The sequence below is a fragment of the Prochlorococcus sp. MIT 1306 genome, from assembly GCF_047304515.1.
Lineage (GTDB): Bacteria > Cyanobacteriota > Cyanobacteriia > PCC-6307 > Cyanobiaceae > Prochlorococcus > Prochlorococcus marinus_D.
On the sequence record NZ_CP138959.1, the window covers coordinates 2,340,946 to 2,356,235 of the forward strand.

The 15,290-nt window shown below is 51.1% G+C and carries 11 protein-coding genes and 1 pseudogene; 4 read left to right on the forward strand and 8 right to left on the reverse strand.

What is annotated here, in order from left to right:
* Positions 1-10 precede the first annotated feature (10 nt).
* From SIB74_RS11700 to tig, 6 genes and pseudogenes are all read right to left on the reverse strand, one after another.
* Positions 11-691: a lecithin retinol acyltransferase family protein gene (locus tag SIB74_RS11700; protein WP_063396510.1), complete on the reverse strand. Its 681-nt coding sequence runs from the start codon at positions 689-691 to the stop codon at positions 11-13.
* 97 nt (positions 692-788) lie between these two features.
* The gene (locus SIB74_RS11705) at positions 789-4,046 is read right to left on the reverse strand and encodes a S8 family serine peptidase (RefSeq protein WP_063396509.1); all 3,258 of its coding nucleotides are present in this window, start codon (positions 4,044-4,046) and stop codon (positions 789-791) included.
* Positions 4,047-4,378: 332 nt separating this feature from the next.
* A pseudogene (locus SIB74_RS11710) lies at positions 4,379-4,516 on the reverse strand (lecithin retinol acyltransferase family protein); the annotation flags it as partial.
* 4 nt (positions 4,517-4,520) lie between these two features.
* Positions 4,521-5,879, reverse strand: coding sequence for an ATP-dependent protease ATP-binding subunit ClpX (gene clpX, locus SIB74_RS11715; protein WP_063396508.1), 1,359 nt, complete (start codon positions 5,877-5,879; stop codon positions 4,521-4,523).
* A gap of 88 nt (positions 5,880-5,967) precedes the next feature.
* Positions 5,968-6,642 (reverse strand): ATP-dependent Clp endopeptidase proteolytic subunit ClpP, encoded by a 675-nt coding sequence (gene clpP / locus SIB74_RS11720; RefSeq protein WP_063396507.1) that lies wholly within the window; start codon positions 6,640-6,642, stop codon positions 5,968-5,970.
* A gap of 46 nt (positions 6,643-6,688) precedes the next feature.
* Positions 6,689-8,128, reverse strand: coding sequence for a trigger factor (tig, locus tag SIB74_RS11725; protein WP_063396506.1), 1,440 nt, complete (start codon positions 8,126-8,128; stop codon positions 6,689-6,691).
* Between the two features lie 173 nt (positions 8,129-8,301).
* Between tig and SIB74_RS11730 the strand changes: the two genes are divergently transcribed.
* From SIB74_RS11730 to SIB74_RS11740, 3 genes are all read left to right on the forward strand, one after another.
* Positions 8,302-9,333, forward strand: coding sequence for an aspartate-semialdehyde dehydrogenase (locus SIB74_RS11730; protein ID WP_063396505.1), 1,032 nt, complete (start codon positions 8,302-8,304; stop codon positions 9,331-9,333).
* Positions 9,330-10,238: a 4-hydroxy-tetrahydrodipicolinate synthase gene (gene dapA / locus SIB74_RS11735; protein ID WP_063396504.1), complete on the forward strand. Its 909-nt coding sequence runs from the start codon at positions 9,330-9,332 to the stop codon at positions 10,236-10,238. The genes SIB74_RS11730 and dapA overlap by 4 nt, the downstream gene beginning before the upstream one ends.
* Before the next feature lie 100 nt (positions 10,239-10,338).
* Complete coding sequence (locus SIB74_RS11740) at positions 10,339-12,342, forward strand: ribonuclease J (protein ID WP_063396503.1); 2,004 nt, start codon at positions 10,339-10,341, stop codon at positions 12,340-12,342.
* Here the strand turns inward: SIB74_RS11740 and SIB74_RS11745 are convergent.
* Both SIB74_RS11745 and tilS read right to left on the reverse strand, forming a co-directional pair.
* Positions 12,328-13,449 carry a hypothetical protein gene (locus tag SIB74_RS11745; protein ID WP_413681729.1) on the reverse strand — a complete coding sequence of 374 codons (1,122 nt, stop codon included), beginning with the start codon at positions 13,447-13,449 and terminating at the stop codon, positions 12,328-12,330. The genes SIB74_RS11740 and SIB74_RS11745 overlap by 15 nt on opposite strands.
* A complete protein-coding gene (gene tilS, locus SIB74_RS11750; RefSeq protein ID WP_063396502.1) occupies positions 13,398-14,429 on the reverse strand; it encodes a tRNA lysidine(34) synthetase TilS in 1,032 nt (343 codons plus the stop codon). The genes SIB74_RS11745 and tilS overlap by 52 nt, the downstream gene beginning before the upstream one ends.
* Positions 14,430-14,513: 84 nt before the next feature.
* Here tilS and SIB74_RS11755 point away from each other — a divergent pair, with 84 nt between their 5' ends.
* Positions 14,514-15,290 carry a DUF561 domain-containing protein gene (locus SIB74_RS11755; RefSeq protein WP_063396501.1) on the forward strand — a complete coding sequence of 259 codons (777 nt, stop codon included), beginning with the start codon at positions 14,514-14,516 and terminating at the stop codon, positions 15,288-15,290.

Below are 15,290 nucleotides of genomic sequence, written 5' to 3' on the forward strand. Positions count from 1 at the left end.
GATGTTGAGGTTACTCAGGCTTGGCTTTTGGTTCGTCGAGCAATGCAGTGATGCGGGCTTCTAGATCTTCTATTGCTGCTAGTTCATCGGCAAGGGTCTGACCTTTTAACAGCAAAGAACGGCTGCGGGAGTTGTGGTGATCGATCAAGTTGTTGTCTGGTTCGCCATGAAGCCATCCCTCTGCTTGCTCAAGTGTTGCTTCCAGTTTGTTGAGTAAGTTCACTCGCAGACTTTTCAGTTGAGCTACTGCTTGCCTTGCACGTTCCCGCGAGGTTTCATCCACCAATCCTCGCCGAAGGAGTAGTGATAATCCTGTCAGTAGGGCAGCAGGGATGATTTGACCCAGTGCCAGTGCTCCTAGGCTGCTGGTTTGCATCCAGTCCTCGACCTGGCTGCTTCGATGTCGCCCGGTTTTGCACCAGTTGGCAAAGTGCTCACAATTATTGAAAAGTAGGTTGTAGCGCTGCTCTCCAATGCGACTCATCGCTCGTCTCAGGGTCACGCCTGAGGGAGAGGCCTGTGTGTGATTCACCACGTTCACAGTTGCACCGCGAGAGAAGTCTTCAAGGGAGCTGCGCAGGATTGACCGACCTTCTAAATAGTGGGCCACGCTGCCATCTCCAAGATCAATGCCGTGATGCAAAAAAAGTCCGTGACGGCGGGGCACCCTTAGGTGGTCGGCGGCGGCCATTGCCAGAACAATTATCTTTGTATCTATTTTGTCTTGCAAAGGAATGAAAAAAAGCCCCGTCAATTTGGCGGGGCTTTTGGTTCAAGAAGTCAAGGCATCAAATCACTCTTGCAACTTCAGAGGCGAAGTGGTTGCTCAAGAGCTGGTTGTCCATGGCGTCTTCGGAATGGAGGCCAGTGAGCATGGTTTTGAGTTGCTCTCTGGAGAGGTTGTTACCTGTGAAGAAGGCCTCAAGCGAACGATCGGTGAAGATGTCGATGTCTTCGAGACCACGTGCAGAGGCCTCAGCGAAGGAGACTTGGCCCAGTTTGCTGAGAGCATCCAAATTGTTATTGGCTCCATTTCTTTCGGGCTTAATGTCAAGCTCAATAAGATCTTCTTTGCGGAATGGAAGAGATTTTTTCCGTGGCTCCCATAACCTCGGGAGCTTGGGTAAGTTGAAAATTGGCTTGTTTGGACCGATGATGATGCCGCTGTCATAGATATGATCGGTTGCATCACCAATTATTGGTGCGAGTGCATAAGTCTTGCCTTTTTCCAGCACCGCTTTTTTGGAGGTGATTGCAAAGTTTGTTCCTCCATCATATTCCCAGCTCACTGGTCCACAAGGCTCGGTCATATTCATCCATTTCTCAAAGATGCCAGGGCTTTCGCTGAAGCCATTCACTGAGAAGGGACCTTGATTAGGACCGGAGAGGAGGTTTGTTGGGTTGTATCCAACTAGTGGGTCCTTTTGATTAGTAATTTCAGTAAAGAAGATGCCGGATTTGTCATCAAAAATACTGGGCGAATACTCGTCAAATTCTTCTGAACCAAATTGTGCATTCCAATCCAAGACCATGTCTTGATTGGGGGAGAAACGAATCTCGATTCCTGAAGCATCCTTGCTATTTGGACCTAGTAGTGGATGGCCAAAATTTTGCCAATTTGTTGAGGTGCTAGGTGATGAGTTAGGTCCAATAGCATCTTTGGCGCGACCACTGGTGAAGATCAACCCTTGATCAATTTTCAGGCCTGTGTTGTAGCCTTCTGTGAAATTTCCATAGGATTCCCAATCGCCAATCGGCATCACTGAGTGAAGTTGATAGCTGCCTTGGTTTGCACCACCATCTTGCAGGAATTGATTGGCTAACTGGCCGAGACCAAAGCCACTGTTTGATAGTTCTTTGAAGGATTTAACCTCAAGGGGGCAAGTTTGATTACAGGTTCCGTAGAGGTCCAGAGTTGCGTTTGAGATGGTGGCATTATCACCATCATTGTTCACATCAAGAACTTCGATATTCCACTGTCCATTTGCGCTTTCACCCCAGAACTGATTTGTAATCAGGGTGCGCTGACCATTAAATGCGGTTGCATCGTTTCCACCAGGAGCCATCAACACTGATCTGGTTCCAGATGGTGATTGAATCGCCAGCATCACCTCATCTTGTTCTGGCAGGTTCAAGTTCAGAGTGAGTTCAACCCATTCCAGTTCGATGTGGTTGTTGACATTCCAAGAGCCTGCATTTGTGAGTGCATTGAGTCCACCTAAAAAGATAGTGCCTTCTTGAATGGTGTATGGGTTGTTTAAAATCGTGTCAGTGGTGACTTTGAGCTCATCTCCTACATTTGTCCAGTTGTTTGCTAATGCAACAGCTGCTCCTGCATCAACGATGCCGAAACCGAAGGAATCACTAACCCAATTGCCGGCACCATTTTGAAACCAGCCTGTGTTGTGACCATCCGCAATGTTAAAAGTCGAGTTAACACCCGCTGTTAGTGAATTTCTTAGTTCAATTGTTCCTGCTGCGCCTGGGAACGCTGCATTGCCGCCGGCATTGGGGTTAATGGCATCGAGTAAACCGTCTCCATCACTATCTATCAGGCCATTTTTGACTGATGTTTCAGTAAGGATGTGCTGAATATCCCTTACAGTGAGTGTTGGATTCGCTTCTAACATCAAGGCGATAGCTCCTGTCACCATCGGTGCTGCGGCTGATGTGCCATTGAATCTGGTGTCAGTGGGTCCATTCATGTAACCCGAATTGTCTGCATTGGACGCCACATTGTCTGTGACATCCGCTGTTGTTGTGCGTTGGACTCCTGCGTTGGCGAAAAATGAGTTTGCAAACCTGAAGTTTGATCCATTTACAGGGGCGCTGACAAAAACTGAGGCGCCAGGTGTGCTGTATTGTTCTACTTCACCATTGCGCATTGTTGCTGCAACAACAATATTTTCTCTTCTAGTCTTTTCAGAATTGTTTGTATTGCTCCATCCCTGATTTGCTGTATTGCCTGGGTCTCTGTCATTGCCTGCAGTAACAACTTGAATAGCTCCATCTGTGGCAAGTTGCCAGTTGGCAAGTCGTTGGGGAGTCCATGTTTGGAAAACGCCGGCTGTATTCGGAATCCCCCAACTATTGTTAACGACATCAGCGTAATTGTAGTAATTCTGAGATGGCCATAGATTTTGATGGTCAAGAAAGCCATCTGGGATCCAGTTGGATTCAGGAGCAACACCAATGCCTGAGTTTCCATTGCTTCTGCCTACCGCGATTCCACTAACAGCCGTACCATGAGATTGATTAGGGGGTGTTGGTTGTGGTGGGTTATTTACGGGCCAATTAGGTGAACCTAGTGCATGGGTGAATTGCTCACTTTCGAAGAGATCTGGAATGTTGTTGTTGTTGTTGTCTACACCATCATTTTGACCATCATTGTCCCAGTCAAAATTTGTTGGTATAGCCGCATTTAGATCTGTATGATTTAGATCAAAGAATGTATCTAGAACTCCAACAGTGACACCCTCACCACTGACTTGGCTCCATGCTCCAACAGCATTGACGCCATAACTACCGTTAGCATCATTGCTTGCTAATAGATGAAAGAGAGGGTCTGGAGTGCCGTCACCATTGACATCAGTGGCTGTATTATTGTCGTTAAGGTTGAGGTCGAAGGTTCCTTCTGTAATGGCAGCTGTGTCGATAGGCCCATCACCGGAGTGTGTTTGAACCACTTCTTGCCAGAGTGCCAGGTCAAGTTTCTGCGCTGCTGTTTGCAACCTTTGAAAATCTGATAAGGAACCAGGCTCGAAGGCGATTAGTTGTAGCTCATCAATTCCGAATCCTGCATTGCTCAGATTCTCATCTTGAATTTTGATTCCGACCCTGGCTGCTTGTTGTTTAAATGCAGAAAGGTTTTTTTGAGTTGGTCCGGCAATCACCCAGCGCAATACATCGCTTGAATCCTTGTTGGTTAAGTTTTCAGGATTGGAGAAAAATGCGATTGATTGTTGAATTGGTTTGCTGAGCGCATCTTGCCAGCGATCAAATCGCGAGGTCACGAGCTGTTTGTTGGCAGTTTCTTGTTTTCTCATTGTCTTTTAGCGGGGTTAAAAATGAGATTTTTTGGACTAATCTGTTATTGCATCTAGCTTTTAGTTAGATATTGTTCTTGATCACGAAATACTGTGCTTTTCCTCACATCTGTATAAGCGTGGATATGTATGTTTGCTCTTCCCCTTGATATGACATGGATCATGCTCAGGGCTTATATCTGTTCGGCGGATGAAAGCTGCTGCTTGATTGCCTAGATCAGGTGTTGTTCGCGGATGTACCCATCCCAAGCAAAAGCGTTATCTATGCTGACGAACATGGGTATTTGTGATTCTGCTGAGCTATTTGGCATAGCTCAAGTTCTTTTGACGGAGCTGAAGACCTTGATGGTGTTTGGAAGCATTGACTGATTTTCTAGATAGTGGGCCACGCTGCCATCTCCAAGATCAATTCCGTGATGTAAAAAAAGTCCGTGCTGGCGGGGCACCCTTAGGTGGTCAGCCGTCGCCACTGGATCAGGCTGATTCCTGATGCGATCGCTCGTCGTTGGCTGGTAGAGGCAGCACCTTGCCGCCGGTATGTTCATCAACCATCGTGCGGGTCACGGTGAATTTCTTCACGTTTTTCTTTGAGGGAAGGTCGTACATCAAATCCAGCATTAACTCTTCGATGATGCCTCGTAGTGCTCGGGCCCCGGTCTTGCGCCGATGTGCTTCCTGGGCGATAGCTTCTACGGCATCTGATTCAAACTCAAGCTGCACGTTGTCCATGCTCAGCAGGGTGCTGAATTGCTTGACCAGTGCATCACGAGGTTCCGTGAGAATCGATTCGAGTGCTTGTGAATCAAGGGGTTCAAGCACTGCACTCACGGGAATGCGGCCAATGAATTCAGGGATCAAGCCGTAACGCACGAGGTCGTCGGCTTCAAGGTGGTGAAGCACCTGTGAGGCCTTTAGATCACGATTGGCACGGCTGCGCCCTCGACCATCGCTGGGCATAAAACCGATGGCATTACGGCCTAGTCGCCGTTGCACCACATCTTCGAGGCCAATGAAGGCACCACCGCAGATGAAGAGGATCTGGCTGGTGTCGATTTGGATGCAGTCTTGATAGGGGTGTTTACGCCCTCCTTGGGGGGGCACGTTGGCGACTGTGCCTTCGAGCATCTTTAGTAGGGCTTGCTGTACTCCTTCACCGGATACGTCGCGGGTAATGGAGGGGTTTTCACTTTTTCGGGCGATCTTATCGATCTCATCGACGTAAATGATGCCGCGCTGGGCATGCTCCACGTCCATGTCGGCTTTTTGTAATAGCCGCAGCAAAATGTTTTCGACATCCTCGCCCACGTAGCCGGCTTCGGTCAGTGTGGTTGCATCAGCAACGGCGAAGGGCACGTCCAGGAGTTCGGCCAGGGTCTGGGCTAATAGGGTTTTGCCACAGCCTGTTGGACCGATGAGCAGGATGTTTGACTTGTGGAGCCTGGTTGCAGAGAGATCGGTTTCGCCTTGGCCGTCACCTTGCCAAGCCAGGCGTTTGTAGTGGTTATAGACGGCGACTGAAAGTACTTTTTTGGCAGCTTCTTGCCCCACCACTTGCTTATCTAGGAAGTTTTTGATCTCCTGAGGTTTGGGTATGGTGGCGAGTGTGGGTGCTGGTTTTCCACTTTTATGGGAAGCAGTTGCAGCCTTGCGATTGGACTCGCTGCTGTGACGTGGGTTGCCTTGGCTATCGACAAGTTCTTCATCCAGGATCTCGGTGCAGAGATCGATGCATTCATCGCAGATGTAGACACCTGGCCCGGCAATCAATTTGCGTACTTGGTCCTGAGACTTGCCGCAGAAAGAGCACTTTAGATGGGCGTCGAATTTGGCCATCGGGCTGTGATCACTGCAAACGGGCAGACAGGATCTGACGAATGTTGGCCAGCCTGAACGCTCAGGATCGTGTCAGATCAGGGTTGCGTCACCCTTCCGTAACGATTCCACCGCCCGTGAGGCTATCCACAACCCGATCGATCAGTCCGTATTCAACCGCTTTTGCTGGAGAAAGGAAGTGGTCGCGGTCAGTGTCTTCAGCGATTTTGTTAAGGGGTTGGCCAGTGTGCTCGGCGAGAAGGCCGTTGAGGGTTTCTTTTAAGAAGAGGATCTCCTTGGCCTGGATTTCGATGTCTACTGCTTGGCCCTGGGCACCACCCAGGGGCTGATGAATCATGATCCGTGCATTGGGTAGTGCCAGTCGCTTGCCTTTGGTACCTCCGCAGAGAAGGAAAGCCCCCATGCTGGCAGCAAGGCCATAACAGATGGTCACGACGTCTGGAGCGACCTGCTGCATGGTGTCATAGATAGCCAAACCAGCGGTCACTGAACCACCTGGGGAGTTGATATAGATCTGGATGTCCTTCTCGGGATCTTCGGCTTCAAGGAAGAGCATCTGAGCAACGAGGGCATCTGCCACTTGATCGTCAACACCAGTGCCAAGAAAAATGATTCGCTCACGTAGTAAGCGCGAGTAAATGTCGAATGCCCGTTCTCCTCGGCCCGACTGTTCCACCACTGTGGGCAGGATCCCTGGTGATGAGACAGGACGAATGCCTTGCCAGCGATTGTGGATGGGGTGGTAGCAGCAGGAATCGATCACTCGCTTGGGCTTTAGGGGAGCACTTCTATCAATCTATTGGTGCCATTCAGGACTTGGTTTTGTCCGAGGCAGGTTTTTCAGTCTTGGCTTTGTTGGTCTTGGTTTTTGTGGATTTAGTTTTGCTGCCTTTGGATTTTGCAGCGGGCTTACTGGTTTTTGCCTCGCTTTCAAGCACCTTTTCGGTAATGGTGCTGTTGTTTTCGAGCCAGTCCAGCAATTTGTCTTTGAGTAAGTCGTCGCTAACAGCTTGACGCAACCTTGCCGGGTCAATATCGCGTTCGCCAGAAAGCTCGCGGCTTACTTCCTTGACCTTAGCGCTGATTTCACTCTCTTCTATTTTGAGATCTTCGCTTTCAGCTAGTGCAGTGAGGGCAAGACTGCGACGTAGGCGCTCTTCGGCTTCTGGGCGTGATGATTCCATCAAGGAACGCACAAGCTCTGGGGTGAACATGGATTTCACGTCCATCCCCTGTTGGGCGAATTGACTGGCAGTTTGTTCAACAAGGTTGCGTATCTCTTGCTGCACAAGGGTGTTTGGTAGATCTACTTCCAGCTGCTCAGTCAATGCTTCCAGCAGTGCGTCGTGACGATTGCTGCGATCACGACGCTTTGCGTCTTCCTGAAGACGTTGTTCTAGATCGTTGCGAAGTTCTTCCAGAGTTGCTTTGTCACTGGACTGCTGGGCGAAGGCATCGTCAAGATCAGGTAACTCGCGGGTTTTGAGCTCCTTGAGGTTGATCACAAAGCTGGCTTTGCGGCCGCGAGCATCCTCTTTCGAGTAGTCGTCTGGGAAGTGGCAATCAACAGTTTTCTCACCGCCCAAGCTCATACCGATAATCCCTTCCACGAAGCCGGGGATCATCTGTCCATCTTCAAGATCGACATCCATGGACTCACTACTTCCGCCTTCGATTGCGCTGCCGTCGTCGTCGTAGGTGCCGCTGAAACTAACCACAGCGATATCGCCGATTGCTGCTGGGCGACTTTCGACGGGTACAAGGGTTGCTAGTTGTTTGCGGGATTGTTCGATCAGTTCATCGACCTTGGTGGGATCGAAAGTCACCACTTCTGCTTCGGCTTGGAGCCCTTTGGTGGCCTTAAGTTTTGGGGTTGGGGTGACGTCTGTCTCAAGGATGAGGGTCAGTGCCTCGCCGGGCTGAAAGCTTTCCAGAAGAGCGTCAAAGCCGCCACTGAGTTCGGGTTCGCAAAGTGGCTCGATTGATTCTTGTTCGAGGACTTCACGCCAGACAGCATCGACGAGCGTTTCTAAGGCTGTTGCACGGATTCTTACCAGGCCGATCTGTTGCAGCAGAACGGCACGTGGAACCTTCCCCTTGCGGAAGCCTGGAAGATTGATGGTGCGGCTTAAGCGGGTGACAGCGGCCTCATAGTTGGCCTGGCAGCGCTCTGCTGGTACCGCTACTTCCAGAGCAAGCCGACTATTGGGTTTCTGCGTGGTTTTGACCTGTAGTGCTGTGGCACTCATGGACGGACGACTGCGAGCAGAAGACCACCCTAAGAAAGCGTCAGTTCATCTCTCAACACGTATTGTGGTCTCAACGTCTTGCCTGATTGAGGCTGTAGGGCTTTATCCCAGCTGGGTTCAATTTTTTATTGAGATCGAACCCCTGAACTCAGTCAATAACCTGATCTCACCGCTTGCTTCCCATATCGTTTTTTCCCGATCGTCCCCTCACAGTTGCTGTGCTTGGTGCCAGTGGCGCAGTGGGTCAGGAGCTGCTTCAGCTGCTGCAGGAACGCTCGTTTCCCATTGGTGAGTTGCGCTTATTGGCATCTGCGCGTTCTGCGGGCCATGTTCAACCTTGGAATGGCTCCAGCCTCGTCGTTCAGGAGGTGAGCGAAGCTGCTTTTGAGGGGGTTGATTTGGTGCTGGCCTCAGCTGGTGGATCCGTATCGCGTCAGTGGCGGCAGGTGATCAACTCAGCCGGTGCGCTGATGATTGACAACTCCAGTGCCTTCAGGATGGATGCCGACGTGCCACTCGTGGTGCCAGAGGTCAATCCTGAGGCGGTTGGAGAGCATCAGGGGGTGATTGCAAATCCGAATTGCACCACGATTTTGTTAACTCTGGTGCTGGCACCTTTGGCTGCAAGACGTGCTTTGCGTCGCGTTGTTGTCAGCACCTATCAGTCGGCGAGTGGTGCAGGTGCACGCGCTATGGAGGAGCTCAAGCAGCTCACTCAGGTTGTTTTAGCGGGCGACACGCCTTGTAGTGAAGTGCTTCCTCATTCCCTTGCCTTCAACTTGTTCCTGCACAACTCTCCATTGATGGCCAATAGCTATTGCGAGGAGGAAATGAAGATGGTCAATGAAACGCGCAAAATTATGGGCCTTCCTGATTTGCGCTTTACCGCAACTTGTGTTCGGGTGCCTGTACTTAGAGCCCATTCGGAGGCTGTGAATATTGAGTTTGACGAGCCTTTTCCAGTGGAAGAAGCTCGCCAATTGCTGAAGGTGGCAGCGGGGCTCGAGTTAATCGAAGATTTTGAGCAGAATCGCTTTCCCATGCCTACCGATGTCACTGATCGCGATCCGGTTGCGGTGGGTCGCATTCGGCAGGACATCAGTGATCCCAATGCTCTCGAGCTTTGGCTATGCGGGGATCAGATCCGTAAAGGTGCCGCTCTAAATGCGATCCAAATTGCAGAATTGTTGTTGTCGTCATCATGAGCTCTGCTGCTGAGTTGTCTCCAACTCCTTTTGGCCGTTTGCTGACGGCCATGGTTACACCTTTTGACGCTGATGGATGCGTTGATCTGGCTTTGGCTGGTCGTCTTGCTCGCTATCTCGTGGATGAGGGATCTGATGGGCTGGTTGTCTGTGGCACGACTGGGGAATCGCCCACTCTGAGCTGGCAGGAGCAGCATCAATTGCTTGGGGTGGTCCGTCAGGCAGTGGGGCCAGGTGTGAAGGTTCTTGCCGGCACTGGTAGCAATAGCACCGCTGAGGCGATAGAGGCCACCACTCAGGCAGCTGCGGTGGGTGCTGATGGGGCATTGGTGGTTGTTCCTTATTACAACAAGCCTCCGCAGGAAGGTCTTGAAGCCCATTTCAGGGCTATTGCTCAGGCTGCCCCTGAGTTGCCGCTGATGCTCTACAACATTCCTGGGCGGACTGGCTGTTCGCTTGCTCCAGCAACAGTTGCAAGGTTGATGGAATGTCCGAATGTGGTGAGTGTCAAAGCTGCTAGTGGCACCACGGATGAGGTGACGCAGTTGAGGTTGCAGTGTGGTTCAAAACTGGCTGTTTACAGCGGCGACGATGGCTTGCTTTTGCCCATGTTGTCGGTGGGGGCTGTTGGGGTGGTTAGTGTCGCAAGTCACCTTGTAGGTCGTCGGCTTAAGGCGATGATTGAGGCTTATCTCAATGGTCAGGGTGCTCTTGCCCTCAGTTATCACGAGCAGTTGCAACCTTTGTTCAAGGCTCTATTTGTCACCACCAATCCGATTCCTGTTAAAGCAGCCCTCGAGCTCAGCGGTTGGCCGGTCGGATCCCCCCGCCTCCCTTTGCTTCCTCTTGATCCCGTTATGCGAGATGCTCTTTCAAACACCTTGACTGCCTTGTGTCAGACCTGACGCCACGGCTGTTTCCCAAATTGATGGCTTGTCGCTTTAGCTTTTCGCCATGAGCGCTCGCTTCATTTCAGTCCCCAAATAGTTTTCGTACGCTTTTGTCATGACGTCTAGTTCCACCATTTCCAGATCCACCTCTTCTAGAGACGGTAAAGCCAAAGAGCCCTGCTTACGAGTGATTCCTCTTGGTGGGCTCCATGAGATTGGCAAGAACACCTGCGTGTTCGAGTACGGCGACGACATCATGATGGTGGATGCTGGCCTGGCATTTCCCAGTGATGGGATGCATGGCGTCAATGTGGTGATGCCAGACACCAGTTATCTACGCGAGAACCAAAAGCGCATCCGCGGCATGATCGTGACCCATGGTCATGAAGATCATATTGGTGGGATTCCTCATCACCTCAAGCACTTCAATATTCCAGTGATCTATGGCCCGCGCCTGGCCATGTCAATGCTCCAGGGAAAGATGGAAGAGGCTGGTGTTACAGATCGCACCACGATCCAGACCGTGAGTCCAAGGGATGTTGTCAAGGTTGGACAACATTTTTCGGTGGAATTTATCCGCAATACCCACTCGATGGCAGATAGCTTTTCGCTTGCCATCACCACTCCTGTTGGCTCGGTGATCTTCACAGGAGACTTCAAGTTTGACCATACTCCTGTGGATGGCGAAAATTTTGATATGGCTCGCCTTGCACATCACGGCGAGCAAGGTGTTTTGTGTTTGTTCAGTGATTCAACCAATGCTGAGGTGCCTGGCTTCTGCCCACCTGAGCGATCGGTATTTCCTGCTTTAGATCGCCATATTGCTCAAGCTGATGGTCGAGTGATTATCACAACTTTTGCGAGCTCTATTCACCGCGTTTCAATGATATTGGAGCTGGCTTTAAAGAACGGACGCAAAGTTGGTTTGCTTGGGCGATCGATGCTCAATGTGATCGCTAAGGCGCGTGAACTTGGCTATATGCGTGCTCCTGATGATCTGTTCGTACCGATCAAACAGATTCGTGATATGCCTGATCGCGAGACTTTGTTGTTGATGACAGGGAGTCAGGGCGAGCCGTTGGCTGCGTTAAGTCGCATCTCACGCGGTGAGCATCAACATGTGCAGGTCAAGAACTCTGACACGATTATCTTTTCGGCGAGTCCGATCCCGGGTAATACGATCTCAGTTGTTAATACCATTGACCGCTTGATGATGCTGGGAGCGAAGGTGGTCTATGGCAAGGGAGAGGGTATCCATGTTTCTGGGCATGGCTTCCAGGAGGACCATAAGTTGATGCTGGCTTTAACAAAGCCAAAGTTTTTTGTGCCTGTACATGGTGAGCATCGCATGCTTATTTGCCACAGCAAGACTGCGCAGTCTATGGGCGTAGCTAGCGAAAATATTTTGATTCTTGATAATGGTGATGTCGTTCAACTTTCAGCTGATTCGATTAGTAAAGGAGACTCAGTAAAAGCAGGAATTGAACTTCTCGATGCTTCTCGCAATGGCATTGTTGATGCTCGTGTTTTGAAAGAGCGCCAGCAACTTGCTGAAGATGGTGTTGTCACTGTGCTGGCTGCAATCAGTACCGATGGAGTGATGGTTGCACCGCCAAGAGTGAACTTGCGAGGTGTCGTGACCGCTGCTGACCCCCGTAAGATGTCGATTTGGACTGAACGGGAAATAAGCTGGGTGTTGGAAAACCGCTGGAAGCAGTTCTCTCGTCAAACAGATGGCAAAACTCCTGAAGTCGATTGGATGGGTTTGCAGCGAGAAGTGGAAGTGGGCTTGGGTCGTCGTATGCGTCGTGAGTTGCAAGTTGAGCCCTTGCTTCTGTGCTTAGTTCAGCCGGCACCAGGCGGAACACCTGCTTATAAGGGTATGGCTGATGCTGAACCTGAGGATCGATCGGTGACCCGCATTCGTGGTGATCGTGATCTGGCTAGTAACGGACGCCGAACTCCAGCTGCGGCTCCTGTCAAGGTTGCGGCAGCTGTGTCAGCAACGTCGACTACTAAGACGGTTGCTGATCAAGCCAATGTCAAGACTCAATCTGAACCTGAGTCAGCAGAGGTGCCTTCCGGTCGCACACGCCGTCGCCGCTCAGCGGCGGCTTAAGACCATCCAGAAGTTTTTGAGGCGAGCTGTCAGCGTTGCTGATGTTCGCTTCTTTGACTGCAATTGACTGGTCTCCTGCTTGGAAAGGCCAGCGCAAGGGGGCATGGTCACGCGCAACAATGAATCATTGAGGAGGTCATTGGTTGATGCATGTGAGATTGCCGTTGTGGTCGCTCTTGCTTGCTTAAAAGTGTCCTGTTTTTCTTGTGTGATTGGGTTTGTTCCTGATTTCGCTGTTGGCCTTATTTCGGTTTCTGTATTGAGTTCTGATTTTATTTCTAGAGCTTTCGTTGTTGCCGATGGTTCTTGTTTCGCATGAACCTTTTGTTGAAGATCAGTCTGTTGTGAGTAGTTTTTTTGCTTAGATATCTGTTCAGGCTTCATGCTATCTGCAATGAATGTTGATTCCAGTTTGGTTTTCGATTGAGAGTGATCTGCTTCTGTGGCTGCAGTATGGGCGGCTGGGAATAGGAAGGGATCACGAACCAGATCAGTCAGAGACTCTGACATTTCATTGCTCAATTTCCTTGTCTCTTGTTGATTAGCCTGCTGATCAGATTGAGGATGTTTACCTTTGTTGGCCTCATTAATGTTTGGGGTCTCTGTAGATAGGAAGGGATCGTTAATCAGGCTCTGCCGTGGTTCTATGACTTCAGCTTTTAGAGCCAGTGGCTTGTGTTTTGTGGATTGTTTAGTGGTAGGGCTCTGAGGATGTTTTTCTGTATCTGCAGGCTCTCGTTGCAATTCGCCTTGGCATCGTTCTAGGCCTTGTTCGGCGAGTTCTTTCAAAGTCTCTTGTGGTTGGCTATCTAGAACCAGGTTGTAGTGGTGTTGGGCTTGCTGGACATCGTTTATTCCGTAGAGCTGGACGTGGCCCATTAGCAGAGCCACAAACGCCTGCCAGGCCAGCATTGCTTCTTGCTCAGGTCCTTGCTGCTGCAGCTCTAGTTGGCCTAGCAGGCGTTCACAGATTGATTGCGCTGCTTCGTAATTTCCTGCCCCATAGGCCTTCTCGGCGGCCAGGTACTGCTGTTGGAAGTCGCCGTCCACCGGAGTCAGTCGTGATGTTCTAGTTGTACCGAGTTTCGCTGCCATTGGACTTTCCATCCCTGCGCGAGATGTAGAGATCCAGGTGGTTTTCCGGGGCCAATGCTTTGGCTGATCTGTTCAAGTTGGACTGCTGGCAGGCTTGGTGCTCCTGATCGCTTTAGCCAATAGGCCAAAAGAGTTGTTCTTGCTGTGATCGGTAGTTGGGCTAGGTCCTGTCGGCAGAGGCCGTTTTGCTTGCTGAGGTTGTTTAGAGCCAGCATGGCGATGGCTTGCTGGTCCGCATGGTGATGGTTGAGCCTTTCGGCGAGAGCGGCCATGCGCAGGCTGCAGCCCGGATGGAGAGATTCCAGTACTGGTAGCACTTCTTGGCGGACTCGGTTGCGGCTGAAGTCTGGATTGGAATTGGCAGGATCAAGCCAGATAGGTAAGGACAGCTCGCTGCAAATCTGGGCGGTGTCCTCACGCGAGAACCCCAGCAAAGGGCGTATGAGCTGCACGTTTTGGTGAGGGTTGTCTTTGCTGATGGGCCTGCATTGGCGCATGCTGCTCAGTCCCGCCAGGTCCGCACCACGGGCAAGGTTGAGTAGCAAGGTTTCAGCTCGATCAGAACTGGTGTGGCCTGTGAGCACATACCGGCATGGATGGTTTGGGTTTTTGGATGACAAACGTTCTGCGTGAAGCGTCAGTTGTTCATATCGCCAATGTCGCGCTGTGGCTTCGTTGTTGGTTTGTCCAGGTTTGGCTTGATCAGACCAGAAGCTCAAGTTGTGTGCTTCACACCAATCCTTGAGTTCAGTTGCGATCGTTGCTGATTGTTCATGCCAGTTGTGGTCGCCATGCCACACCTCTAAAGACCAGCCATGTTTTCGTTGGAGATCGATCAATAGGCCAAGTAGGGCCATTGAATCTTGACCACCGGAGACGGCGATCAAGAGTGAGACTTCTGCTGGCAGTAGATCTGGATTCGCTAGCAGTTTGTGATGCAGACGTGCGTGCCAGGCGCTCCAGGGCAGCTGCGCTGAGCTGGATGAGGCCATAGCGCAGTGGTTTATTCAGCTGAGGCCAGTCTGCCGTGCAGGAGCCTGGCAAATGGGAGTATGGATCTACAGATCGTTGATTAAATGACACGCCTCGCTCAGTTGCCAACACACTTGCGTCAGCGTCTCGAGCAGCGCTCGGCCCTCAAGGTGATCGCTGGTTTGATGAATTTCGAGGCCCTCTCGGTGGCGCAGGTGGCGCGGGCTGCTGGCCACGGTGCCGCTGATCTGATTGATGTGGCTTGTGATCCAGAGCTGGTGCAACTGGCGATCCGGGAATCCGCTGGAGTTCCGGTTTGTGTGTCAGCAGTGGACCCTGAGCTGTTCCCTGCAGCTGTTGCAGCTGGTGCTGCCATGGTGGAAATTGGAAATTTCGATGCTTTTTATCCTCAGGGCCGGATCTTTGGTGTCGCCGAAGTCTTGGAGCTGACTCGTTTAACCAGGGTGTTGTTGCCTGAGGTGGTGTTGAGTGTGACTGTGCCCCATGTGTTGCCGATGGATCAGCAGGAGCAACTGGCAGTGGATTTGGTTGCTGCCGGTGCCGATCTGATTCAGACGGAGGGCGGCACGAGCGCTAAACCATTTAGTGCTGGAAGTCTTGGCTTGATTGAGAAAGCTGCTCCCACTTTGGCTGCTGCACACAGCATTTCTACAGCACTGAAGGCTGCTGAGCGGGTAGTTCCTGTGCTTTGTGCTTCTGGTTTATCGGCAGTGACGGTGCCCATGGCTATTGCTGCTGGTGCCGCTGGTGTAGGTGTTGGATCTGCGGTGAACCGTCTCAATGATGAGCTGGCAATGATTGCTGTTGTGCGGGGCTTGCGTGAAGCTCTCAGTACGCCCAAATCTGCAGTAATTCACTAG

What these genes read in the sequence shown, in the direction of transcription:
- tilS (WP_063396502.1), bottom strand. Translation starts at nt 14,429, where the DNA reads ATGGCCTCATCCAGCTCAGCGCAGCTGCCCTGGAGCGCCTGGCACGCA.
- SIB74_RS11755 (WP_063396501.1), top strand. Translation starts at nt 14,514, where the DNA reads ATGACACGCCTCGCTCAGTTGCCAACACACTTGCGTCAGCGTCTCGAG.
- SIB74_RS11705 (WP_063396509.1), bottom strand. Translation starts at nt 4,046, where the DNA reads ATGAGAAAACAAGAAACTGCCAACAAACAGCTCGTGACCTCGCGATTT.
- SIB74_RS11740 (WP_063396503.1), top strand. Translation starts at nt 10,339, where the DNA reads ATGACGTCTAGTTCCACCATTTCCAGATCCACCTCTTCTAGAGACGGT.
- SIB74_RS11745 (WP_413681729.1), bottom strand. Translation starts at nt 13,449, where the DNA reads ATGGAAAGTCCAATGGCAGCGAAACTCGGTACAACTAGAACATCACGA.
- clpX (WP_063396508.1), bottom strand. Translation starts at nt 5,879, where the DNA reads ATGGCCAAATTCGACGCCCATCTAAAGTGCTCTTTCTGCGGCAAGTCT.
- tig (WP_063396506.1), bottom strand. Translation starts at nt 8,128, where the DNA reads ATGAGTGCCACAGCACTACAGGTCAAAACCACGCAGAAACCCAATAGT.
- dapA (WP_063396504.1), top strand. Translation starts at nt 9,330, where the DNA reads ATGAGCTCTGCTGCTGAGTTGTCTCCAACTCCTTTTGGCCGTTTGCTG.
- SIB74_RS11700 (WP_063396510.1), bottom strand. Translation starts at nt 691, where the DNA reads ATGGCCGCCGCCGACCACCTAAGGGTGCCCCGCCGTCACGGACTTTTT.